We start from the raw sequence: 22,282 nt of genomic DNA, 5'->3' as shown, positions 1-22,282 counted from the left end.
GTTACCGTGATTCTTGTGTCAGATTTTGTCACTATGCAGCGCAGAAACCTGAATGCTCGGTCGGGCATTGAATCAGTCAGACGGAGAACCTCATGACCAAGGCTGTTGAAGCGGCACTCGCACAACTGAATACGGTAATTCTGGGCAAGGAAGAGCAGCTCAAGCTGTCGCTGGCTTGCTTGCTGGCCGGAGGTCATTTGCTGATCGAAGATTTGCCCGGCATGGGCAAAACCACCTTGTCTCATGCTCTGGCCGGGGTGCTGGGGTTGCAGTACAACCGCATTCAGTTCACCAGCGATTTATTGCCCGCCGATATTCTCGGGGTGTCGATTTTCGAGAAAGAGCCGGGCAGTGAGCTGGGGCGTTTTCGGTTTCACGAAGGCCCGGTGTTTTCACAATTGTTGCTGGCCGACGAAATCAATCGCGCCACGCCAAAATCCCAGAGTGCCTTGCTGGAAGCCATGGAAGAGCGTCAGGTGACGGTGGAAGGGGAAACCCGCCAACTGCCAGATCCTTTCTTTGTGATTGCCACCCAGAACCCGGTCAACCAGTCCGGCACTTTCCCGTTGCCCGAAAGTCAGCTGGACCGCTTCCTGATGCGAATCTCGCTGGGCTACCCGTCGCCTGCTGCCGAACGCCAACTGCTGGAAGGCAATAACCACCGCGACAAGGCCAACCATCTGCAACAACAAATCACGCCAGAACAGCTGAGCGCGCTGAAACAACACGTGCAGCAGATTCATGCCTCATCGTCGGTGCTGGATTACATTCAGCGTATCATTGGTTTTACCCGCTACGATGCGGGCTATGCCTATGGCTTGTCTCCTCGTGGGGCGTTGGCACTGTTGCAGGCCGCCAAAGCCTGGGCGCTGGTGAATCAGCGCGAGCATGTGATTCCCGAAGATGTTCAGGCCGTGCTGCCGGCGGTGGTCGATCACCGTTTGGCCGATGCCGCTGACGGCGGTGCCAGCAGTGTGTCGGCCCATATTCTGGCCAACGTCGACGTGCTGGTTTAAGCCGTGTTGAAAAATCCGCTTCGCCAGTGGCTGGCGACCTCGGCTGTGCGCCAACGTTGGCAGCATTGGTTGGACCGCCGCATTCCGGTCAGCCGCAGCGTGACTCTGGGGCATAGATCGATCTTTATTTTGCCCACGGCCATTGGCTGGCTGTTTGGCAGCCTGATTTTGTTGTTGCTGGTGACGGCCATTAATTACAAGAACAGTCTGGTGTATGGCCTGACGTTCTGGCTGTTCAGCATCGGCCTGACCACCATGTATCTGACTTTCCGCAACCTGAAAGGACTGGTGATCACCGCGCAGGACCCGCTGGACGGTTTTGCCGGACAGTCGTTTGATGTTCCGCTGTTGCTGAATAACCAACGTTATTCAGCTGTCAGTGGCGGCACTAAGAGTACAGCTCAGGGCAGTGGTAAAAGCCGTGGGCATTATGCACTGTGGCTGCAATACCCGGACAACCCGGGGATCAACGCTTCGGTGCTGACGGGAGAGGCGGTGACGCTGTCCAGTCATTATCGCAGCCATCAACGTGGCCGCTTGCAACCCGGCCGTATTTTGCTGGAAAGCCGCTTTCCGCTGGGGCTGTTTCGCGCCTGGAGCTGGGTGAAGCTCGACTTCAATACCCTGGTGTACCCGGAACCACAATCGGTGCCGCTGGTAACGGGCAGTGATGGCGACGGGGGAGAGCTGGAAGGTGCCAGTCGCGATGTCAGCGGTGATCAGGATTTTCGTGGTTTGCGCCCCTATCAGGCGGGGGATTCGCTGAAGCAAATCGCCTGGAAACAGCTGGCCCGCGGTAAGGGCCTGGTGACCAAGGAATTTGACAGTGACGACGGTGCCAGTTGCTGGCTCGACTGGGGCCACCTGACTGGCAATACCGAATACCGCTTGTCGTGCCTGACGGGTTGGGTGCTGAGCGTTCACGACAAAGGCTGGCAATACGGCTTGCGACTTCCGGGCGTAGAGATTGCCCCGGATCATTCAGAAAGACACCTGCGACGTTGTCTTGGGCAGCTGGCGCTGTATGGACTGGGGTCTGATTCAGGGCTTGCATCAGGGCTTGCATCAGGGCTTGCTTCGGGCAGTACTTCAGCTAACCCAGTCACTGTAACCGTATCCGCTAATCAGGAGGCAGGGCGATGAAGGCCATCGAACGTCCGTTACCCCGGTCTGCCTTGCTGTGGTTGTTGGCCGCCGGTGTGTTGGTCTTTATGCCACACCACAGCCATTTACCGTGGTTTTTCTGGGGTATGGCGCTGATCACAACCGGCTGGCGCTGGTTGATGCATCGGGGCCAATTACCGTATCCAAACGCCAAAACCAAAATGGCCGCGGTCGTGCTGGTGGGTGGCGCTGTGGTTGCTGGCTTCAGTGGTCACTATTCGCTTGAAAGCGCGGTCGGCTTTTTTGTTGCCATGAGCTTGCTGAAAACGCTGGAAATGCGCACCCAACGAGATGGCTACATCGTGGTGTTTCTGTGCTTCTTCCTGCTGGCAACGGGCTTCCTGTTCGAGCAGGAATTGCTGTGGGGCTTGCTGGGGATTGTCGCCACCTGGGTGCTTATTGGCACTTTGGTGGCCTTGCAGCTGGGTCAGCAGGGAACCGGTGCTGCAAAGCAACTGGGTTTTGCGGTAGTCAGCCGCTTTGCCACAGGCATTCTGCTGATTTCATTGCCGCTGATGCTGGTGGTGTATCTATTGTTCCCACGCTTCGGACCGCTTTGGAGCATCAAGCTACAAAGCGAGCAGGCAATGACCGGCTTGTCAGATTCCATGTCGCCGGGGGATATCGCCTCACTGAGCCAGTCTGATGAGCTGGCCTTTCGGGCGACCTTCGAATCCGGTCAACAGCCGCCCCGCAATCAGCTGTATTGGCGCGCCCTGGTGCTCGACCAATACGACGGCCGCAGCTGGCAACGATCCGGTTCTCGCCGAAACGTGACATGGTATCCGGAGATGCCCGAGTATCAGGTGGAGCAGCTGCGCCGGGCCGGTGTTGAAGGCGTTACCCGCTACGAAATCATTCAGGAGCCGACCGGCCAGAACTGGCTGTTTACCCTGCGTGATGGTGGCTCCATGGAGCCGGGCATTGGTTTGACCAGTAGCGGTGTTCTGGTTGATCGCAGGCCGGTATTCCAACGTAAGCGATACCGGGGCTATGGCATTGACGGTCAGTACGCGAGGCATCAGCTAGGCTATGTTCAGCGCCGCCTGAACCTGCAACTGCCGGACGACGGCAACCCGAGAACCCGCGCATGGGCACAGCAGTTGTGGCAACAGAACCCGACTGCGGATGTGTTTGTACAGGCATTGCTGGATCACTTTGCCGCAAGCTTCACCTACACCCTGAAACCGCCGGTGTTGGGCGACGATGACATTGACGAATTTCTGTTTGATACCCAGCGCGGCTTCTGCGCGCATTTTGCCGGTGCGTTTGTCTATGCCGCCCGGCTGGTGGGGATTCCGGCCCGGGTCGTCACCGGCTATCAGGGGGGTGAATGGAACAATGCCGAGAACTACCTGACCGTACGCCAGTACGATGCCCATGGCTGGGCTGAAATCTGGCTGGATGGGGTGGGCTGGGTGCGTGTCGACCCAACTGCGGCTGTGGCACCGTCACGGATTGAGCTGGGGCTGGAACAGGCCTTGGCGGGTGAGGGCAGCTTTATGGAAAACTCGCTGATCAAGCCGGGCCAAATACGCAGCATGCCGTGGCTGAACCAGCTGCGATTGAAGCTGGAGTCGGTTAATTATCTGTGGCATCGCTGGGTGTTGTCGTACGACGGCGAACGCCAGAAAAGCATTCTGCGCTCAATCTTCAACCGAACCGACTACCTGTATTTTATCTGGTGGATCATCGGCGCTGTGATTGCTGTCTTTGTGGTAATTGCCGCCCTGATGTTGGCCAAGGGGCCTGCGCGCTCACGGTCTGCTGAACGGCGTGGTTGGGATACGCTGTTAGCGGATTGCGAGAAGGCCGGCATTGCGGTGGCTGCCAGTGAATCGCCCCTATCTGTGCTGCAACGTTTGCAGCGGCAGTACTCGTCGGCCAGGCCTGCGCTGTTGCAGTTAGCGACCTTGATGGAGCAGCGGCTTTATGCCGCGCCGTCACAGGCTGACGCAGTTTCTAGCAAGGCGGTTTTGGCGGCGATCAAACAGGCGAGACGGGCTCTTAAAAGGGCCCAGAAACTGGCTCGTAAATAGGCCGAGAGTTGGGCTAGTAAGCAGGTCGAGAGTCAGCTCGTGAGCAGGCTGAGAGATAGATTCAAAAGCAGCTCTCTCACAGAAAAAACCTTACGGCCACTCACAGAAACAGCCGCTGCCTGCCACGTTCAGAAACGGACCATAGCTACCCGCGGTCATCTTGCGGACGATGTTGGGGAAAAAGTCATCGCTGGCAACGGTACACAGCGCACCGAAGCCATAGGCACCGTAATAGCCCAGTTCATAACCGTCGATTCCGGACTGCTTCCCGGCACCGTCGCGGTTGCTGATCAGCGCCATCGATGGCGAGGAGGACGGCCTGAACTCGTCGGCTTCAAGTTGCATCAACTTGATGCGCGGCGGATTCAAACGGCGGAATTCCTCCAGTGTTTCTGCGGATGCCGAAGCGGGTGCAACAACCACAATTTCCAGCTCTTCGGCGCTGGTTTTGGCCAGCAGACCATCAAAGTGACGTTGGCTGACCTGGTTGCAGAGACAATCCGGGTTCCAGAAGTGCAGCAGGGTGACTGGTGCCGTGCGCTTTACCACGTCAGCGTGGTTGGCGACCAGCGCGTGTAACTGTTGTTCCACTTCCGGGGCGGCAGGCGGCGGCTGGTTTGGGTCGAGGAAGGAGCGGATGTTCTGCGACTGAAACCACCACAAGCCAATGGCGGTGCCAATCAACCACAAGGCGACGGCCAGGCCCAAAATCAGGTGTTTGTGTTTTGCCAGCGGAGCTTCCTTTGCGTGTTGCGTTTGCACCTTTGTTACACCTTCGTTTTTTGTTTTCGCTTTTACATTGAAGTCACAGCCCAGAGTGTCATTCGGGGAATGGGGCCTGGTAGCTGGAAAGCCGTTTTCTGGCAGTGTAACCTGCCTGCTCCAAAACGCGACAGCCCCAGATGAACAGCCAGCCCCCGAACACCGACCTATCTCTTACACCTGCTTCCAGCCCGCACGGCTTGGATAATGATGCGGCGATTTCAGACGCCATGCCAACGGATCAATTTATGGCAGCCCTGAAGCAGCAATCCGCTCATCAGCTGGTGTTGGTCGACTTTCAGGCGGCCTGGTGCTCACCTTGTCGGGCCTTGTTACCGGTGCTGCAAAAACTGGCGCTGGAATACCGCGGTCAATTGACTCTGGTGACGGTGGATGCCGAACAGCGCGCCGACCTGATAGAGGCGCTGGCGGTACGTGGTTTGCCGACCGTACTGTTGTATTTGCACGGCCGCGAAATCAACCGTTTCACCAAAGCCTTGCCGGAACGCGATATTCGCTTGTTGCTGAAACCCTACATCAACAGCCCGGAAAAACGTCTCAAACAGCAGGCCGAACAGGCGTTCGAACAACACGACTGGTCGACAGGCCTGGAGCATTTGCGTGCCTTGCTGAAATACCCAACCGCAACGGCGCGAGACTGGGCTCACTTTTGCCATCGGCTGATGGATGCCTTGCCAGAATACCCGCAGTTGAAGGCGGAACTGCAACAGGCGCTTCAGTCTGTCGACGCCCATGGCCTGCGTGACCCGGCCATGCAACATGCTATCTCTCGCTGGCACCTGCTGGAGCGTAATGTCGCCAGCCTGGATGTGCTGCAATACAACTTCCGTCAACAACCGTCTGCCGAAACCCGTTTGGCGTTGGCGGAAGGGTTGGCCAGCGATGAACAGTACGAGCAGGCTCTGACGCTGCTGTTGGGGCTGTTGCGTCGGCCATGCAATGACGAGCAGGAAGCAGCCGCCAAAGCCCTGCTGTTTGAATTGATCAACACCTTGCCTGACCGTGCCCAGGCCAACCGCTATCGGCGTGAATGGTTTGATTACCAGCGTCAACGCCAGCTGTCTGAAGAACCGGATCAGAACGGCGACTGAGTGATATCCGCGCACGGCTGTTCAATTTGTTGAACACTGGGTTCGAAAACCCGCGCCAAGCCGGTTAGTCTGAGTCGATATACTGGCAGCTTGAATAGGAGATATCGATGGAAAAGCGTCAACTCGGCAATACCGACCTGCAAGTGACCAAGCTGTGCCTTGGCACCATGACCTGGGGTGAACAAAACACCGAATCCGAAGCCCACGAGCAAATGGACTATGCGGTGGCTGAAGGCATCAACTTCTTCGATGTTGCAGAAATGTACCCGGTGCCGCCCAAGCCTGAAACCCAGGGTCGCACTGAAGAGTGCATCGGCAGCTGGTTCGCCAAAACCGGCAAGCGTAAGGACATTGTGCTGGCCACCAAAGTCGCCGGGCCATCCTACGGCGGCAGCCATATTCGTGGTGGTTCACGGCTGAATCGTGAGCACATTACCCAGGCCGTTGAAAGCAGCCTCAAGCGTTTGCAAACGGATTACATCGACCTGTATCAGCTGCACTGGCCTGAACGGGCAACCAATTTCTTTGGCAAGTTGGGATATGCGCATCAGCCAGAGCTGGATGGCACCCCGATTGCTGAAACCCTGGAAGTGCTGGATGACCTGATCAAACAGGGCAAGATTCGCCACTACGGACTGTCGAACGAGAGCGCCTGGGGCACCATGAAGTTCATCAGTGAAGCAGAGCGCATGGGCATCCAGCGTCCGGTGTCGGTGCAGAACCCATACAATCTTTTGAACCGCAGCTACGAAGTGGGGCTGGCTGAAGTGTCGATCCGTGAACAGTGTGGCTTGCTGGCGTATTCACCGCTGGCGTTTGGCGTGCTCACCGGTAAATACCTCAACGGTCAGAAACCCGCCAAAGGCCGCCTGACGCTGTTTGAGCGCTTCCAGCGCTACAACAGTGAACTGGCGGGTAAAGCGACCCAAGCTTATGTCGACATTGCAGCCGATGCCGGTATGACGCCAGCCACCCTGGCAATGGCCTTTGTGACCCAGCAGCAGTTTGTGACCAGTAACATTCTGGGCGCGACGACCATGGCGCAGTTGAAAGAAAACATCGACTCTGCCGCCGTCCAGCTGGACGAGGAAACGCTGGGACGCATCAACGACGTTCACGCCACCATTTCCAACCCTTGCCCATAACCTGTTTGGTTATCAGCCGGCCCGGTTAGCCGGGCTGGTGCTGTTTGTGTGCGTTGACGGCCCAATCGGACTCGTTGTCTTACTTCAACGAAGCCTTGGTCACCTTGCGCAAACGCATGGTCAACACCACTGCGGCACCGGTCAGGCCAATCACCAGCCCCGTCCAGAATCCCTGTGCTCCGGCAGCTTCAATGCCAAGAGCCGGAATACCTTGGAAAGCCAGCACGTAGCCGCTACCCATCCCTAACGGCCAGTAGGCGATAAAGGTAATCAGCATCACCACAAAGGTGTCGTGATAGGCTCGCAAAGCCCCTGCAGCTGCAACCTGTGTGGCATCCGACAGCTGGAATACCGCGGCAAATAACAGCAGCTGTGCGCCCAGCTCGACGACGTTGTGGTCGGGGGAATACAAGCTGGCAATCGGCGCTGCAAACAGCACAATCAGCAGAGCATTAAACAGCGCACACGCCAGGTTAAGGCGTACGCCTAGCCAGGCTGCCCGCTTCGCCAAACGCGGTTCGTTGCGGCCCAGAAAGTGGCCGACCCGAACCGTCAACGACATGCCCAGACTCAATGGAATCATAAAGGTCAGCGACGACACATTCAGTGCCACCTGATGGCCTGCCACCACAACCGGGCCAAGGTCGGTGAGAAACAGCGCCACCGCAGTGAACAGACTGACTTCAAAGAAAATTGCCAGACCAATTGGAACGCCGATTTTCAGCAAGCTGCGTACGTGTGGCAGGTGTGGTTTCATCAGCCCTTGCAGCAAGGCAAAGCCCTTCGGCAAGCGATGTTTACGGGTATCAAACGCCATGGCGATGGCCATGCCCAGAAACACAATGCTGCTACCAATGCCGCAGCCAACACCGCCCAGCTCCGGGAATCCCAGCCAGCCATACACAAACAAGCCGTTGACCGGAATGTTCATGACCAGACCGGTGAGCATGATGCGGGTGACGTGTGCGGCCTGATTCAGGGCTTCGGCAAAAAAACGATAGGCGAGGAAAATCCCCACTGCCGGGAAGCCCACTGCAATTGCCAGCAGGTAATCCCGTGCCACCTGTGCCGTCACCGGATCGTCCACCAGCCAGCTGACAAAGCCGGATGCCAGCCATAGCAGGCCGCCAGACAGTACACCTAATACCAGCCCCAGAAATAACGTTGCCGTCAGCAGGTTCGACAGATCATTGGCTTGCTGGTTGTTGCCGTTTTGATTCGCCCGCGCATTCATGCTGGCGGCCAGTGGTGACAACGCAACCAGAATGCCTGCCAGAAACAGCCATACCGGCATCCACACGGCGGTGCCAATGGCCACGGCGGCAAGGTCGCGGGTGCTTACGTAACCGGACATCAGGGTGTCGACGGTGCCCATGCCAATCTGGGCCAGTTGGGTGGCCAGAATGGGCAGCATTAACCCCAACAGGGCTTTACGTTCGTGGCGAGAAAAATCCGTCGCAGACATTAACTTTAGCGATCCGACAAAACTTGAAAGGGAACGCATTGTGCACATTGGCTTGCAGAAAACCAATCACTCAGCAAAGATCAAGTTGGTGATATACTCCGCGGCCTTTGTTGATATAACCTCTCACTGCTGGCATCGATGACCTCCCGAACCGCTCCAGAGCTTGACCCCGCCGATTTGATCGCCATTTTCGATGGCCTGTTTGCTGAGTCTGAAACCACCCGTCTGGTGGCCGGTGACGACGAACCGATTTATCTGCCTGCTGACGACCAGTGCGTTCATCACCGGGTGATTTTTGCCCACGGTTTTTATGAATCTGCGCTGCATGAAATCAGCCACTGGTGTATTGCCGGCAGTCAGCGTCGGTTGCTGGTGGATTTTGGCTACTGGTACGAGCCGGATGGCCGCAGCGCCGAACAACAACGTGAGTTTGAGCAGGTTGAGGTGAAGCCCCAGGCGGTAGAGTGGTTGTTGTCGGAAGCTTGTGGTCGCCGTTTCCACATCAGTACCGACAATCTCGACGGTGATCCCGACGAAGTAGAGCGGGGCCGACAGCTTTTTGCCGACAATGTATGGAAACAGGCCCATCTGTATCTCAAAAACGGTTTGCCCCCGCGGGCAGAAGTATTAAAACGGGCGTTACTCGACTATTATCAGCGCCACGAATGTTATTCCGCCCAGTTGTTTGTGCGGGAAAGACTCTGATTGGAGACACTTTTGTTCAAGAAAATTTTCAAGGCAGTGAAGGGCAACCAGGATAACAACGCCGGATCTGCATCCCGTCCTGCTGCAAAAGCACCGTCCAAATCGTCTTCCCGATCTGGCCAGGCCGCTGCCAAATCCCAGAACACCAGCAAACACCCACGCGGTGACCAGCCACAAGCGGGTCACAGTGGCAAAAGCAACAATGCGGCCGATGGCCGTGGTAAAAAGTCCGGTAAGAAATCCGCTGGCAAGTCACGCCAGTCTGGCCGTCAGGTTGAGCCTCAAACGCCGTGGAATGCGGCCGACTTCAAGGTTGAGCCGGTCGAAGGCAAAACCCGCTTCCATGACCTCGACCTGCCGGATTGCATCATGCATGCGATTCAGGATCTGGGCTTTGAATACTGCACACCGATTCAGGCCGAAAGTCTGCCGGCGGCGATTCGTGGTCGTGACACCATTGGTCAGGCACAAACCGGTACCGGTAAATCCGCCGCCTTCCTGCTGACCATTATGAATCGTTTGCTGACCGTACAGCCGGAAGAACGCTTTGCCAGTGAGCCTCGTGCCCTGATCATTGCACCAACCCGTGAGCTGGCGCTGCAAATTGGTAAGGACGCAGACGGCCTTGGCAAATACTCTGGTTTGAATATCCTCACCGTTGTGGGTGGTATGGATTACGAGCCTCAGCGTAAGGTGCTGCGTAACGAAGTGGTGGACATTCTGGTGGCGACACCGGGCCGTTTGATCGACTTTATGCGCAATCAGGATGTGTTCCTGGATCAGGTTGAAATCCTGGTGCTGGACGAAGCTGACCGTATGCTGGACATGGGCTTTATTCCCGACGTGCGCCGCATCGTTCGTGCAACGCCGCCGAAGGATCACCGTCAGACCTTGTTGTTCTCGGCGACCTTTAACTTCGATGTTCGTATCCTGATTGACCAGTGGACCCGTGAGCCGATCAAGGTTGAAATCGAGCCTGAGCAGGTCACCACAGACCGGGTTGAGCAGCACCTGTATCTGGTGTCTGAAGCCGACAAGTTTGGTTTGCTGGAGCGTTTCCTCAAGCAGGAAAACCCGGAGCGCTGCATCATCTTCGCCAACCGTCGCGACCATACCCGTAACCTGTGCGACAAGCTGAACAAGAAAGGCTTCAAAGCCGTGCTGTTGTCGGGCGAAGTGGCCCAGCAGAAGCGTCTGAAAACACTGGAGCGTTTCCGTGATGGCGAGGTAACCATCATGGTGGCGACCGACGTTGCCGGTCGTGGTATTCACGTTGATGGCGTTTCCCACGTATTCAACTACACCTTGCCGGAAGACCCGGAAGACTACGTTCACCGTATTGGCCGTACCGGTCGTGCTGGCGCCAAAGGCCAGTCATTCAGTCTGGTATCCGAGGACGATGCGTTCTCGCTGCCGGATCTTGAAAAGTACCTCGGTACCAAGCTGCCATTGAAGCAGCCTTGAGTTGTAAACTCTGACGGCGTTCATTCGAACGCCGTTTTCTTTTGTTCATCACTTCGTATTTCCAGTCGACGCTTCATTTCTCTCTTTCTCTCTTTCTCTCGGCGTTTGCCTCTATTTGACCCAAATATCCTGATGATACCTTCGGCCAGTTAGCGCTTGGCGGTGGTGGTGCTAGTCTATATGGGGCATCTAGTTCAGTTTATTCCGATGCCCTCTTTATGCAGACGCATTCCAGCCATCGACCATCGGAGCAAGGCCGCGGATGAAGGAAGCCCAGTCAGTCCGACAGATCAGTGATGTCATACGGGAAGGTCATGTCACCTCCTGGATTCAGCGAGATATTGAATCGGAAGTGGCCGACGCTGAGGCCATTTTTAACTCGCTGCGGTTCAATCAATACTCACTCGAAGTCGCCAGCTACGAAGTGTTCTGGCTGCGGCGGGATTCTCGCATCGTTAACGTCAATGCGGCCGCTTGTGCGCGGATGGGTTACAGCCGCAGTCAGATGATTGGTATGGCAGCGTGGGAATGGGACCCTAACGTCCGCGAGCAGGACTGGCCCCATATTTGGGAGGCGCTGAAGTCCAACGGCTCCAGTTTGTTTGAATCGCGTCACCGGGACACCGCTGGCCACGAGTTTCCGGTTGAAATTCGTTCCCACTATTTTGAACTGGATGGCGAAGAATACGCCGTGGCGTTTGTGCTGGATATTTCCGAGCGACGGGCCGCCGAAGCCAAACTGACGGAGTATCAGGAGCACCTGGAAGAGCTGGTGGAAGAGCGCACCGCCGAGCTGGTGCGAGCCAATCAGCAAATGGAAACCATGCTGCAAGAGCTGCAAGCCGCCAAGGAAAAGGCCGAGGCAGCAGACCGGGCCAAAAGCGAGTTTCTGGCCAACATGAGTCATGAAATCCGCACGCCGATGAACGGCGTACTGGGCATGATCAACCTGATGATGGAAAGTGAGCTCAACGCTGACCAACAGGAAATGGCCCACGCCATTCGCTACAGTGCCGATTCGCTGATGACCATCATCAACGACATTCTCGACTTCACCAAAATTGAATCCGGCTGTCTTGAGCTGGAAGAAATTGAATTCGACCTGCCTCGCATGTTGTCGTTGTTTTCAGAGTCCATCGCACACCGGGTATCCGAAAAACAGCTGGTGCTGCTGTGCCCGGCGCAGCCCATTCTCAAGCAGTGGGTGATCGGTGATCCGGGCAGGATTCAGCAGGTGCTGTTTAATCTGGTTGGCAACGCCATCAAGTTTACCGATAGCGGCTCCATTCAGGTGTTTTGTGAGCTGGAAGAAGAAGCCGATAACAATGTACGGCTGAAATTCCGGGTGGTGGATACCGGCATTGGCATTCGCCCGGAAAACCTCAATCGGCTGTTTGAACGCTTTTCCCAGGAAGATACCAGTACCACCCGAATCCACGGAGGTACCGGACTGGGTTTGAGTATCTCGCAGCAAATAGTCAGCTTGATGGACGGCCACATCGGGGTCGAAAGCGAATACGGCAAAGGCTCTACCTTCTGGTTTGATGTCCGGCTGCAGTCCAGTCGTCGCAATAACGAAAGTGCTTATTGCGCCAGTCGTATTTTCAACAATCTGACGGTCATGGTGTACGAGCCGGAACAGTGCAGCCGGGAGTATCTGACCCGTGTGTTGGACACCTGGCAAGTACACTACCAGCTGTTGGATTCACTCGAATCCCTGCCTGACACGCCGAAGGATCAGCGGCTGGTGCTGTTGATGGCATTGGACGGCGAAGCGTGTGAGGCGCTGGAAGGGCTGGATTCGATTTTGGAAGGTCACGAGCATGCACGACCATCGGTTGTGGCGATGTTGCCGCCGGGGATGCGGCTGGACAAGGGCGCGATGCCGGGCAGCGAGCGTTTTAGCACGGTGGCCAAGCCGCTCAACCAGTCTGCGCTGCTGAATCAGATCAATGACTGTATTGGCGCATTAAACCCACAAGCACTTCAGGTTCCGGCACCGACAGCTGAAAAAACGCTGATGTTTAACGCTCGGGTGCTGCTGGTGGAAGACAATCTGGTGAACCAGAAAGTCGCTCAGGGCATGCTAAAACGGTACGGTCTGACCATTGATATTGCCGCCAATGGCAAAGAGGCGTTGGTGCGTCTGGCGCAGCACCCGGATTACGACATGGTGTTTATGGATTGCCATATGCCGGTGATGGATGGCTACGAGGCCACCCGATGCCTGCGGGCTGACAAACAGTTCAGCCGTTTGCCAATCATTGCCATGACGGCCAATGCCATGCGTGGCGACCGGGAAAATTGTTTGCAGGCGGGAATGAACGACTATCTGGCCAAGCCCGTCAGAGCGGAGGCATTGAAAAACCTGTTGTTGCGATGGTTGGTGCAAACGTCCGACCGCTGACCCTGTTATTGCGTTACAGCCAACAGGCTCTTATTACGTTACGGCCAAAAGTCTCAACACGAATGTCATTCACGCAGAGAAGTTCTATTTAAAGGGTCCCCAGTGCCCGTTCAATGCTGCTCACCAACCATTCTCCGTCATCCATAGGCAAGTCGTGGCCTGCGCTTGGGTGCTCAAACAAGGGTTTACCCCAGGCTTTGGCAATGGCGTGGCTGCATTGGCTCGACACCAGCTGGTCGTTGGCACTGCAATACAAATAGGCGCGTTCGCACGGTGCGTTGGCGGGGCCTTGATAGCCTCCGGCCGCCTGTATTTGGTGAATGATGTTACTGGTGCTCATCGGATATTGGCGGGCGAATTGTTTCCACTCAGCCAGGCAGTGTGGCGGTGGCGTGTGATTCAAGGTCATGTCGAGAATGCCGCTTTCCAGTGCCGCCGGGTCTTGTAGCAATTTGGGGGCGAGTTTTAGCAAACGCGCCAGAGCTCTGGGTTTCATCCGTTGCCATGGTCGTGAGAATCGGCCGAAGCTGGTGTTGATCAAATGCAACTCGGTAACTTCATCCGGGTATTTGGCGGCCCAGGCGGTGGCGATCATGGCGCCCATGGAAATGGCGATCAGGGTGAGGTTATTCAAACCATCGGGTTTCAGCTCGAGGGTTTGGCGACGCATATCCTCGACCATGGCGGCAATGTCAGCAGGGGAGTGCTCGGTCGAGCGTTCGCCATTACCGGCCAGCTCTGGCATCAGCAGTTCTTCTACTGGTGCCAGCTTTAACAGTTCAACGGGAAAGTTACCCCAATGAAAGCGGCTGCGAATCAGGCCTCGCAGCAGCACGCAGGTACGTGGGCCCGAGCGATCAGGCCCTGTGGCGTACTCAGAAGTCGAAGTAGCGGTGGATACCGAATTGGAATGTGGTCCCTGCATCAAAGTCACTCGTCAGATTGGTGCGCTCCAGCGTCAGACGATAGTCCCACTGATTGTAGGTTCGCTCAACACCCACCCGGAAGTGCCAGTAGGAATCGCGGTCGTCGTGACCATAATTATAGTCGTCATCGAGACCCAGTAGGCGATGTTGGGCGCCGTAAAACTCGAAGTCAAAATCGGAGCTATGCAGGGTGTAGGAGGCTTCCACTACCCGGCGAGCAAAGCGACTGCCGATGTAGTGGTTGGTATGACGCCAGCCCAGCACCAAAGACTGGTCATAGGAGACGCGGGCATGAACCTCGTTGTAGTGGTTCAGGTTGTCCTCATCGCGGGAGCTGTCACCCTGGAAGGTGTAGCGGGTAAAGCCAGCATCCACACCCAGCTCGGACGTCAGGGAGCGGCTGATGCCAGAGTAAAAATCCCACTCTGAGTGGGAGTCGTCGTCCTTGCGCTGCAACTGGCTGGCCCAAACGCCACCGTAAACGCCGCTGTTATGAACGTAGTTGATACCACCTTGCGCCGCGAAGTTGCCGCGGGTTTCGCTGATGCCGTCACGGACGTATTCCGTCACCAAACCCAGCTGGGCATTGGTTTCGGCCTGGGCAGGCAAGCTAACGGCGGCAAGGGTGACCAGCACGCTGGCAGCTAGTGAGTGAACAACGGATTTGGCTACCGAAGCAGCGGGCAGGCGAACAGACAACATGGGGCGATAATTCTCGGTATTGGCTCGATTTCGGGTCATACAACAAATCAGAGGCGCTCATCATACGCGAATCGGCAAACAATTGTCGCCAGCTCTCTGACAAAGCAACAACAGACTCTGAAGTTGTGAGCCGGGTTCCATCGGGTTGCCCTTTCGGCCGTTAACAACTGCCGAGTGGCTGGTCTTTTTCTGCCAGGTTCGGATACCAACGCTGCAACGCTAGTGAGTGTTGCTGTTGTTTGTGGGCTTGGCCCTGCGGTAACCAGGCCGTTTGATTGGCCAGCGCCGACATCATGAAATCGAACAGGGTGATGTGGCGGCGTAAAATGCGCTGATGGCGATGTGGCAACACCGGATTAAACAGCCCGTGAAAATGCAGTAAGTGCAGTGGGTTCTTACGCACCCACGCCCACGATCCCATTTCCAACGTCAGCGGTAAGAACACGCCGTTCGGGTTGGCTTGCTGATAGCCGTCGTACAGGTAATCCCAGACGTCGCCGTTGGTGGTGTAGCTGTGCGCCTGGGGTTCAAACAGATACATGCTGTGGTTGGGATAAGAGTGCTCGAACAACTGCGTCAGGGCATGAGCTTCAGCTAAACCGGGCCAGGGGTTCATGCTCTTGGCATAGGGAAACCAGATGCGGTCGCGAGAGCCAAAACCGCTGTGGCAATCCAGCGAAATACACAGGGGCTGCTGATACAGGGTTTGGGCAATCACGCTGGTCAGCGCCTGATTTTCCGGCTCCATCGCCGCATTCCTGCGGCCCCGGTACCAGGGCAAATGACGTGACAAACGATGGCCGCCAACCAGCATCGGCGTACGATGTTCGGCCTCTACCGGAGCATTGCGCATCAGGTCGACACCGTTGGCGTTGCAGCGGGAGTTTTCCCACATGCCGGATGGATTGACGATGGGAATAAACAGCAGGCGTAATTTCTCCAGCTGTTGCTGCAATTGTTCGTCCCATTCCAGTCGGTGAATCAACGAGCGTAAAAACGCCAGAATAATCTGGCTGCCAATGCGTTCCACACCATGTACGCCGCCAATCAAAGCCAGTGTCGGTGCGATGGCATCCCGGCTGCCCATCTCGATGGAATAGATAGGCAACTGCGTGCCCGCATGATGGATGTGTGCCGGGGCCGAGATGCGCATTTCCTTGCGGCCCTCATTAATCAGGGCTTCCAGTTCGGCTAATTCCGGCAAGGCTTTCTGAATATGGTAGATTCGTCGGCTCATTTACATCTCCACGCAGGGTTTCCATTCTGCATTCGAGTTTTACAGAGACGGCCACCTCATAGGGTGCAGCCTTGCTTCAAAGACTGGCAAGGCGTGTACGTCGGATTAAACAGCCGTCTTCTGAAGCATAGGTTACAACTGACATGAAATCGTTCGGCGCTCGGGGATATGACCCTGAACCACCCGTTAGACAAGGCTGGCAGTGGCTGAAAACACTGACGCCCTATTTGTTGGAGTATCGCAGCCGGGTTGTGGTTGCAATGATTTGCCTGGTGGGCGCCAAAGTGGCCAGTGTCAGCATGCCGTTCCTGATGAAGCATCAGGTGGACCAGCTTGACCAGATGCCTGACGGCTTCAGTGGCGACGCCTGGTTGTGGTTTCCGCTGGGGCTGTTGTTGGCGTACGGGCTGGCGCGTTTGATGTCGGTGCTGTTTGGTGAAATCCGGGATCTGGTGTTCGGGCGAGTCACCGAGCGGGCGATGCGACGCACCGCCTTGAAAGTGTTTCGCCATTTGCACGGCTTGAATCTGGCGTTTCATCTGGACCGCCAAACCGGTGCCTTGCAGCGTGACATTGAACGCGGTGTGCAAGGCATCAGCTTTCTGTTGCGCTTTCTGGTGTTCAACATTCTGCCAACGCTGTTGGAACTGTTTATGGTGATCGGCCTGCTGCTGATTAACTATCCGCCAGTGTTTGCTGTGATTACCGCGGTCGCTGTGGTGCTGTATGTGTTGTTCTCGGCGCGAATGACCGAGTGGCGCACCCAATACGTACGAGAGGCCAACCGCATGGACTCGACCACCCATGCTCGTGCTCTCGACAGCCTGCTGAATTACGAAACCGTTAAATACTTCAATGCTGAACAGCGTGAAGCGGCCGCCTACGATGAGGCGCTGGCGGGTTGGGAAGCAGCACGCCAGAAAAACCGCTACACCCTGTTTGGCCTGAACGCAGGCCAGGCCTTGATCATCAGTGTGGCCATGCTGTCGATGATGATGTTCGCGGGCTGGTATGTAGTGAAAGGGGAAATGACCCTTGGGGATTTCACGTTGGTAAACGCGTTTATGTTTCAGCTGTTTTTGCCGCTGAACTTCCTTGGGTTTGTCTACCGCGAGCTAAAGGCGTCCATGGCCAACATCGAACGCATGTTCGAGCTGCTCGGTGAAACAACCGACGTTCCTGATCTGGGAACCGAAGCACCGGCAGCTGGTAAGGGCGAACTGGAATTCAGACAGGTGGGTTTTGGCTATCGATCTGACCATCAGGTGCTGAGGGATTTTTCATTGCGCTTGCCGGCTGGCAAAACCCTGGCGGTTGTTGGTGGCAGTGGTGCGGGAAAATCGACTCTGACCAGACTGCTGTTTCGCTTTTACGATCCGCAGCAAGGCGACATTTTGCTGAATGGCCAGTCGATCCAACGGGTGCCGATGGCCAGTCTGCGAGAACAATTGGGCATAGTGCCGCAGGACACCGTGCTGTTTAACGACTCGTTGAAAAATAACCTGCTGTACGCGCGGCCAGAGGCCAGTGATGACGAGCTGCACAGCGTGATCCGAATGACGCGCTTGTCAGGGGTGATTGAGCGACACCCGGAAGGTTGGGATGTGCTGGTGGGGGAGCGCGGTTTGAAGCTGTCCGGTGGTGAAAAACAACGCATTGCCATCGCCCGCATGTTGCTGAAAAAGCCCGCCATCATGCTGTTCGACGAAGCAACGTCATCGCTCGATTCTGCTACTGAGCGCGCCATCATGGCCTCCATCAGGGAGGTGTCGGCTGGACACACGACGCTGATCATTGCACATAGGCTATCGACCATTGTCGACGCCGATCTGATTGCCGTGGTTGAACAAGGACAGGTGGTGGAATTGGGTGATCATGCTCAGTTGCTTGAGCAGCGTGGGGCGTACTTCCAGCTGTGGCAGCACCAGAATCAGGGCTCGACCCCAGCCAGTGATGATGAAGGAGCGGCAGAATGAAATTACTGATTGTGGACGCCATGAATCTGGTGCGTCGGGTGTATGCCGCGGTAGAGAACACGCCGACGGCGCTTGAAGCAACCACCAGTCGCTGCATTGCCACCATTCATAACAACATGGAATGGTTGGAGTGTAGCCATTTGGTGATGGTATACGAGTCTGAGGGTGACACCTGGCGTCATCGCATGTGGGCGGACTACAAACTAGGCCGCTCGCCGATGCCAGACCACCTGAATCAACACCTGACAGAAATGCAGCAGGCGTTCGAGCGTAATGGCATCCACTGTATCAAGGTGGACGGCTGGGAAGCCGACGATGTGTGCGCCACGCTGGCGGTGAAATGCGCCGGTCGCGGTATTGGCTCGGTCATTCTGTCTACGGACAAGGGTTTCAGTCAGCTGGTGAATCAACACATTGCCATTGCCAACCACTTCGACCGTCAGTTTCTGGACGAAGACGGTGTGATGCAGCGCTTTGGTTTGCCGCCAGCCAAATTGGTGGATTTCTGGGCCATGACCGGCGACAGCACCAACCACTTGCCGGGCGTGCCTGGTTTGGGGCCGAAATCGGCGTCTGCCATTCTCGATGCCGTGGGCAGTCTTGATCGAGCGCTGATTGGCACCGGGCAATTGCTTGAGGACGGAGTAATCAAGCCCGCACAGGCTGAAAAATTGAATGCCCATTGGCAAGATGCCTTGCTGACCCGGGAGTTGGCTCGCTTGTCGACTGACGTGCCGGTAGCTGTGAACCTGAAAGAGCTTCGGTATGAGCCTGGTCGCTAGGCTGGGGTGGTCTGGGCTTCAATCTTAGATCAAACACTTGTTTGAATTAAAACGCTTGTTTGATTAGACTCCGGTGCAGTTAATTATTTCGACACGGGAGTGGTCATGGCGGTTGATATCAAAGTTCGCGGATACCATCTGGATATTTACCAGCACGTGAATAATGCCCGTTATCTGGAGTTCCTCGAGGAAGCGCGCTGGGAATTCGTCGAACAGCATAACTTGCTGGAACTGTTTGCCAGCCAGAATCTGGCGTTCATTGTGGTGAACATCAACATCTCATATCTACGCCCTGCACTGGCTGGCGAGACCCTACGGGTGTTGTCGGCCATTGATACCCTGGGCAACAAAAGCGGTGCGGTGAAGCAGAAAGTGGTACTGCTGAAGGACGGCAAAGAAGCCGACACCATCGCTGAAGCCAAGGTGACTTTCTGTTTGGTTGATCTGAAAACCCAGCAAACTGTGCCAATTTCCGGTAATGTTCGCGCCTCGTTGGAGAACATGATTGAGGAAGAGCTATGAACCTCGATGAGGTGTTAGCGGAGATTGATGCGTTTCTGGGGTGCGAAACCCCACAAGCCTGGGTGGATGAAGCCCTGAAGCAGCAGGAAATCCTGCTGATCGACCACGCCAATTGCGAAAAGAAAGCGGCGACCACGGCCATGAACCTGCTGTACAAGCATATTGATCGTGAAGACCTGCTGAAGAAAATGAGTCAGCTGGCCCGCGAAGAGCTGCTGCACTTCGAGCAAGTGGTCAACATAATGAAAGACCGCGGCATTACTTACCGCCACGTGTCATCGTCGCGCTATGCGGCGGGCATGCGTGATGCGGTGCGTAAGGGCGGTGTTCCTGAGCTGATCGACATCTTGATTGTTGGTGCGTTCATTGAGGCACGCTCATGCGAGCGGTTTGCCAAAATTGCACCGTATCTGGATAAGCAGCTGGAAAAATTCTATCGCTCATTGCTGCGCTCGGAAGGTCGTCACTACAAGGACTACCTGACGCTGGCACAGCAATACTCCGACGAGCCAATTGAGGCTCGCGTAGCGTTTTTCCAGCAGCTTGAACGTGAGCTGATTGAGTCACCAGACGCTGATTTCCGCTTTCATAGTGGTGTGCCGACGGCCGCGTGAGGCGGTTGTCGGATCTATTCTATCGCTGTCGGAATCTAACGCCTGTTGTGCTACTCAGTCGCGGCAGGCGCGAATGATCTTCTGGCACACGTCTGTGATTGTTTCGTATTCATCAGAATCGATCACGCGGGCATCAAGGTCACGACGAGCTTGTGAAAGGCGCGCCTCTGCGTCTTTCAAATCGGTAAAACGGCGGTTCGCTTCGAGTGCACGTGTAACAGTTTGAGCGGTCATTGTTGTTCCCTTTGTGTTGGTCTGCGGTCTTGGGCTACGTGAAGTGTTCGGTTTCACCGTCACGAATACGTTTATAGTTGTTATTCGTATTGTCAGGTTCCCTTGATCTTCAAATGCTTCAGTCCATGAAACGAGTGTAATGCGTTTTTGTGCGTTTGTTTTTCGCAATGCCCAGATTGTAGCAATGATTACTGGGCAGTCTTATGACGGCCTTAGACGTATTGGTTACCAATATTCTGGAGTAAACGAATGCCTGAGCATATAGCCGATGACTGGCAAATCTGTACGAATGGCGTGATATGTGGCTATTGGCGTGCGGGAGATCAAGATTCCCCTGTCTTACACCTGCTTCATGGCAATGGATTTTGCGGGATGACCCTGTTGGCATTGGCCGAATCACTGCCACGAAGCTGGAATTTGCTGGTGTCGGACGTACCAGGGCATGGTCGTTCGCCAGCGGCGCAGAGTGCCTTCCCGGTTTGGTCGGAGCTGGCTGATGCTGTCGCCAGCTTTGCGGCAGGTGTTATTGCCGAACGCATGCCTACGGCAAAAATCAAAAACACAACGTTAAATAACGGTGCAGTAAATACCCCGGGCGGTATTGGCAACAATGTATATGCAATTGGTCATTCCATGGGTGGGGTGCTAACCACGATGATGGCTGCACGTTATCGCGGATTGTTCAGCCGTATCGTCCTGCTTGACCCGGTATTGTTTCCGGCGTCTCTGATTCGTTTGCAGCATGTTCTTAAATTTACCCGGCTATGGGGTATTAATCCGTTGGTGAAGCAGGCGCGGCGCAGGCAAGCTCATTGGGCAGATAGAGCGTCGGCCGGACGTTACCTTCGCTCGAAGCGGTTATATGCCAACTGGGACGAACGAGCGTTAGGTGGATATCTGGAATATGGTTTGCGCGAAGTCGACACTGGTGTGGCGCTTGCCTGTACACCCGAGTGGGAGGCACGCTTGTTTGGGTCGGCTCCGGATGGCATGTGGGATTGTGTAAGAACGCTGGACGTGCCCGTTACCATTCTGAAAGCCAATGGCGAGTTTGGTTTTGTCGAGCCCGGTGTAAAACGTGCCATTAAGATAAACCCCAATGTTCGCGCTATCGACTTTGGTGGTAGTCACTGTTTTCCTATGGAAGAACCGGAACGCACTGCTGATATTATTGTCAAAATATTCGAATAAAGCATCGTTGTGATCGGCGTTGCTGGCAGGGTCTTTAATGCTTCAATGTGACCCGAAAACTATCGTATTGTTAGTATTTGTTAATAAGCGCACTAAAGGGCTTGGTCGGGGTAAAAAAGGGCTTTAAAACCTTTGTCAAAAGGAAACCCTTAAGCTATCTTGGCTGTTATTGGATCAAATAATAAAGCGAGAGTGTTGAGTTAGACCTATGAACGTGGAGATTCAGGCAGCGCTTGAAGTTGCTGATGAAACTGATTCATTTCTGCAAATAACAGATGTGATATACGACAAGGAAGCCGAGCAGGGTTACAGTGCCCTGAGCGACGCCGAGAAAACCGTTTTCTGTATCGATGGTTTATTACGGGAAATGGAAAACGGCGGGTTCTCCCAATTCTTCCACCACGATGTCGGTGCTTTGGCTCACGACACGTTGGAGTCGTTGGAGCGCATTAAGGCGCGGGATACTCATGCCTTGCTGGAAAAGCTGGTAGCGATGTTCCCGGACGCGACAGTGCCAACGGACGAAGATGAGCGCGTTGATCAGTTTGATCAGATTGAAAGCGAGCATGCAGATGAAGTGTCGGCGCTGGATGATCGTTTCTATGACGTCAGTGACGGTCTGGTTGCTCAAACCTTGCAGTTTGTTTCCAAAAACCTGAAAGATTTTTACTGATTGATCGGGTACCGGATATACCCAAAAAAGCCGCTGACTCAGCGGCTTTTTTGGTTTTTGCGTTTTCGCTCAGAATGCTTTGTTTTGCTGAATCACACTACTGGCCGACGGGCATGCTGCTGCATGACCCGCCTGCTTTGGTAAGG

20 protein-coding genes are annotated in these 22,282 nt (G+C 55.4%); 14 read left to right on the top strand and 6 right to left on the bottom strand.

Features of this window, described 5'->3' with window-relative positions; genetic code table 11:
• Nucleotides 1-92: 92 nt before the first annotated feature.
• Genes G516_RS0103735 through G516_RS0103725 form a run of 3 tightly spaced genes read left to right on the top strand, consistent with a single transcriptional unit; the run spans nucleotide 93 to nucleotide 4,219 of the window.
• A complete protein-coding gene (locus G516_RS0103735; protein WP_028292529.1) occupies nucleotides 93-1,016 on the top strand; it encodes an AAA family ATPase in 924 nt (307 codons plus the stop codon).
• Nucleotides 1,017-1,019: 3 nt separating this feature from the next.
• Complete coding sequence (locus G516_RS20905) at nucleotides 1,020-2,159, top strand: DUF58 domain-containing protein (RefSeq protein ID WP_051218906.1); 1,140 nt, start codon at nucleotides 1,020-1,022, stop codon at nucleotides 2,157-2,159.
• The gene (locus G516_RS0103725; RefSeq protein ID WP_028292528.1) at nucleotides 2,156-4,219 is read left to right on the top strand and encodes a transglutaminase family protein; all 2,064 of its coding nucleotides are present in this window, start codon (nucleotides 2,156-2,158) and stop codon (nucleotides 4,217-4,219) included. The genes G516_RS20905 and G516_RS0103725 overlap by 4 nt, the downstream gene beginning before the upstream one ends.
• Before the next feature lie 90 nt (nucleotides 4,220-4,309).
• On the opposite strand, the gene G516_RS0103720 is transcribed toward G516_RS0103725, so the two are convergent.
• Nucleotides 4,310-4,981, bottom strand: a complete 672-nt coding sequence (locus tag G516_RS0103720) for a DUF6436 domain-containing protein (protein WP_028292527.1) — start codon at nucleotides 4,979-4,981, stop codon at nucleotides 4,310-4,312.
• Nucleotides 4,982-5,229: 248 nt separating this feature from the next.
• On the opposite strand from G516_RS0103720, the gene G516_RS23700 reads away from it, so the two are divergent.
• Nucleotides 5,230-6,093, top strand: a complete 864-nt coding sequence (locus G516_RS23700; RefSeq protein WP_028292526.1) for a thioredoxin family protein — start codon at nucleotides 5,230-5,232, stop codon at nucleotides 6,091-6,093.
• A gap of 107 nt (nucleotides 6,094-6,200) precedes the next feature.
• Nucleotides 6,201-7,238 carry an NADP(H)-dependent aldo-keto reductase gene (locus G516_RS0103710; RefSeq protein WP_028292525.1) on the top strand — a complete coding sequence of 346 codons (1,038 nt, stop codon included), beginning with the start codon at nucleotides 6,201-6,203 and terminating at the stop codon, nucleotides 7,236-7,238.
• A 79-nt stretch (nucleotides 7,239-7,317) separates the two neighbouring features.
• Here G516_RS0103710 and G516_RS0103705 read toward each other — a convergent pair whose 3' ends face one another.
• Nucleotides 7,318-8,703, bottom strand: coding sequence for an MATE family efflux transporter (locus tag G516_RS0103705; protein WP_028292524.1), 1,386 nt, complete (start codon nucleotides 8,701-8,703; stop codon nucleotides 7,318-7,320).
• A gap of 138 nt (nucleotides 8,704-8,841) precedes the next feature.
• Between G516_RS0103705 and G516_RS20895 the strand changes: the two genes are divergently transcribed.
• The 3 genes from G516_RS20895 (at nucleotide 8,842) to G516_RS20890 (ending at nucleotide 13,279) form a co-directional block, all read left to right on the top strand.
• Nucleotides 8,842-9,408, top strand: coding sequence for an elongation factor P hydroxylase (locus G516_RS20895; RefSeq protein ID WP_051218904.1), 567 nt, complete (start codon nucleotides 8,842-8,844; stop codon nucleotides 9,406-9,408).
• Between the two features lie 12 nt (nucleotides 9,409-9,420).
• A complete protein-coding gene (gene rhlB / locus G516_RS0103695; RefSeq protein ID WP_245582601.1) occupies nucleotides 9,421-10,872 on the top strand; it encodes an ATP-dependent RNA helicase RhlB in 1,452 nt (483 codons plus the stop codon).
• A gap of 262 nt (nucleotides 10,873-11,134) precedes the next feature.
• Nucleotides 11,135-13,279: an ATP-binding protein gene (locus G516_RS20890; RefSeq protein ID WP_051218903.1), complete on the top strand. Its 2,145-nt coding sequence runs from the start codon at nucleotides 11,135-11,137 to the stop codon at nucleotides 13,277-13,279.
• An 88-nt stretch (nucleotides 13,280-13,367) separates the two neighbouring features.
• Here G516_RS20890 and G516_RS0103685 read toward each other — a convergent pair whose 3' ends face one another.
• From G516_RS0103685 to G516_RS20885, 3 genes are all read right to left on the bottom strand, one after another.
• Nucleotides 13,368-14,204 (bottom strand): alpha/beta fold hydrolase, encoded by an 837-nt coding sequence (locus G516_RS0103685; RefSeq protein WP_084644844.1) that lies wholly within the window; start codon nucleotides 14,202-14,204, stop codon nucleotides 13,368-13,370.
• Nucleotides 14,155-14,946: a TorF family putative porin gene (locus tag G516_RS0103680; protein WP_084644843.1), complete on the bottom strand. Its 792-nt coding sequence runs from the start codon at nucleotides 14,944-14,946 to the stop codon at nucleotides 14,155-14,157. Before G516_RS0103680 ends, G516_RS0103685 begins: the two co-directional genes overlap by 50 nt.
• 121 nt (nucleotides 14,947-15,067) lie before the next feature.
• Nucleotides 15,068-16,144 (bottom strand): DUF2817 domain-containing protein, encoded by a 1,077-nt coding sequence (locus G516_RS20885; protein WP_051218902.1) that lies wholly within the window; start codon nucleotides 16,142-16,144, stop codon nucleotides 15,068-15,070.
• A gap of 143 nt (nucleotides 16,145-16,287) precedes the next feature.
• On the opposite strand from G516_RS20885, the gene G516_RS20880 reads away from it, so the two are divergent.
• The 4 genes from G516_RS20880 (at nucleotide 16,288) to miaE (ending at nucleotide 20,038) form a co-directional block, all read left to right on the top strand.
• A complete protein-coding gene (locus G516_RS20880) occupies nucleotides 16,288-18,120 on the top strand; it encodes an ABCB family ABC transporter ATP-binding protein/permease (protein WP_051218901.1) in 1,833 nt (610 codons plus the stop codon).
• Nucleotides 18,117-18,902 carry a flap endonuclease Xni gene (gene xni / locus G516_RS0103665; protein WP_028292520.1) on the top strand — a complete coding sequence of 262 codons (786 nt, stop codon included), beginning with the start codon at nucleotides 18,117-18,119 and terminating at the stop codon, nucleotides 18,900-18,902. The genes G516_RS20880 and xni overlap by 4 nt, the downstream gene beginning before the upstream one ends.
• A 105-nt stretch (nucleotides 18,903-19,007) precedes the next feature.
• Nucleotides 19,008-19,424, top strand: coding sequence for an acyl-CoA thioesterase (locus G516_RS0103660; protein WP_028292519.1), 417 nt, complete (start codon nucleotides 19,008-19,010; stop codon nucleotides 19,422-19,424).
• Nucleotides 19,421-20,038, top strand: coding sequence for a tRNA-(ms[2]io[6]A)-hydroxylase (gene miaE / locus G516_RS0103655; protein ID WP_028292518.1), 618 nt, complete (start codon nucleotides 19,421-19,423; stop codon nucleotides 20,036-20,038). The genes G516_RS0103660 and miaE overlap by 4 nt, the downstream gene beginning before the upstream one ends.
• 54 nt (nucleotides 20,039-20,092) lie before the next feature.
• On the opposite strand, the gene G516_RS0103650 is transcribed toward miaE, so the two are convergent.
• Nucleotides 20,093-20,272, bottom strand: a complete 180-nt coding sequence (locus G516_RS0103650; RefSeq protein WP_028292517.1) for a hypothetical protein — start codon at nucleotides 20,270-20,272, stop codon at nucleotides 20,093-20,095.
• Nucleotides 20,273-20,521: 249 nt separating this feature from the next.
• Here G516_RS0103650 and G516_RS0103645 point away from each other — a divergent pair, with 249 nt between their 5' ends.
• On the top strand, nucleotides 20,522-21,463 hold the full coding sequence (locus G516_RS0103645) for an alpha/beta fold hydrolase (RefSeq protein ID WP_084644842.1): 942 nt from the start codon (nucleotides 20,522-20,524) through the stop codon (nucleotides 21,461-21,463).
• 208 nt (nucleotides 21,464-21,671) lie between these two features.
• Complete coding sequence (locus tag G516_RS0103640; protein WP_028292515.1) at nucleotides 21,672-22,136, top strand: DMP19 family protein; 465 nt, start codon at nucleotides 21,672-21,674, stop codon at nucleotides 22,134-22,136.
• Nucleotides 22,137-22,282: the final 146 nt, after the last annotated feature.

This window comes from Oceanobacter kriegii DSM 6294 (assembly GCF_000422845.1).
GTDB lineage: Bacteria > Pseudomonadota > Gammaproteobacteria > Pseudomonadales > Oceanobacteraceae > Oceanobacter > Oceanobacter kriegii.
Note: the sequence above shows the minus strand (reverse complement) of the source record. Positions and strands in the feature narration are given on the sequence as shown.

Excerpts from the sequence above, each read along its gene's own strand:
- G516_RS0103735 (WP_028292529.1), top strand. The coding sequence starts at position 93 with ATGACCAAGGCTGTTGAAGCGGCACTCGCACAACTGAATACGGTAATT.
- G516_RS0103725 (WP_028292528.1), top strand. The coding sequence starts at position 2,156 with ATGAAGGCCATCGAACGTCCGTTACCCCGGTCTGCCTTGCTGTGGTTG.
- G516_RS23700 (WP_028292526.1), top strand. The coding sequence starts at position 5,230 with ATGGCAGCCCTGAAGCAGCAATCCGCTCATCAGCTGGTGTTGGTCGAC.
- G516_RS0103710 (WP_028292525.1), top strand. The coding sequence starts at position 6,201 with ATGGAAAAGCGTCAACTCGGCAATACCGACCTGCAAGTGACCAAGCTG.
- G516_RS0103705 (WP_028292524.1), bottom strand. The coding sequence starts at position 8,703 with ATGTCTGCGACGGATTTTTCTCGCCACGAACGTAAAGCCCTGTTGGGG.
- G516_RS20895 (WP_051218904.1), top strand. The coding sequence starts at position 8,842 with ATGACCTCCCGAACCGCTCCAGAGCTTGACCCCGCCGATTTGATCGCC.
- G516_RS20890 (WP_051218903.1), top strand. The coding sequence starts at position 11,135 with ATGAAGGAAGCCCAGTCAGTCCGACAGATCAGTGATGTCATACGGGAA.
- G516_RS0103685 (WP_084644844.1), bottom strand. The coding sequence starts at position 14,204 with ATGCAGGGACCACATTCCAATTCGGTATCCACCGCTACTTCGACTTCT.
- G516_RS0103680 (WP_084644843.1), bottom strand. The coding sequence starts at position 14,946 with ATGACCCGAAATCGAGCCAATACCGAGAATTATCGCCCCATGTTGTCT.
- G516_RS20885 (WP_051218902.1), bottom strand. The coding sequence starts at position 16,144 with ATGAGCCGACGAATCTACCATATTCAGAAAGCCTTGCCGGAATTAGCC.
- G516_RS20880 (WP_051218901.1), top strand. The coding sequence starts at position 16,288 with ATGAAATCGTTCGGCGCTCGGGGATATGACCCTGAACCACCCGTTAGA.
- xni (WP_028292520.1), top strand. The coding sequence starts at position 18,117 with ATGAAATTACTGATTGTGGACGCCATGAATCTGGTGCGTCGGGTGTAT.
- G516_RS0103660 (WP_028292519.1), top strand. The coding sequence starts at position 19,008 with ATGGCGGTTGATATCAAAGTTCGCGGATACCATCTGGATATTTACCAG.
- miaE (WP_028292518.1), top strand. The coding sequence starts at position 19,421 with ATGAACCTCGATGAGGTGTTAGCGGAGATTGATGCGTTTCTGGGGTGC.
- G516_RS0103650 (WP_028292517.1), bottom strand. The coding sequence starts at position 20,272 with ATGACCGCTCAAACTGTTACACGTGCACTCGAAGCGAACCGCCGTTTT.
- G516_RS0103645 (WP_084644842.1), top strand. The coding sequence starts at position 20,522 with ATGCCTGAGCATATAGCCGATGACTGGCAAATCTGTACGAATGGCGTG.
- G516_RS0103640 (WP_028292515.1), top strand. The coding sequence starts at position 21,672 with ATGAACGTGGAGATTCAGGCAGCGCTTGAAGTTGCTGATGAAACTGAT.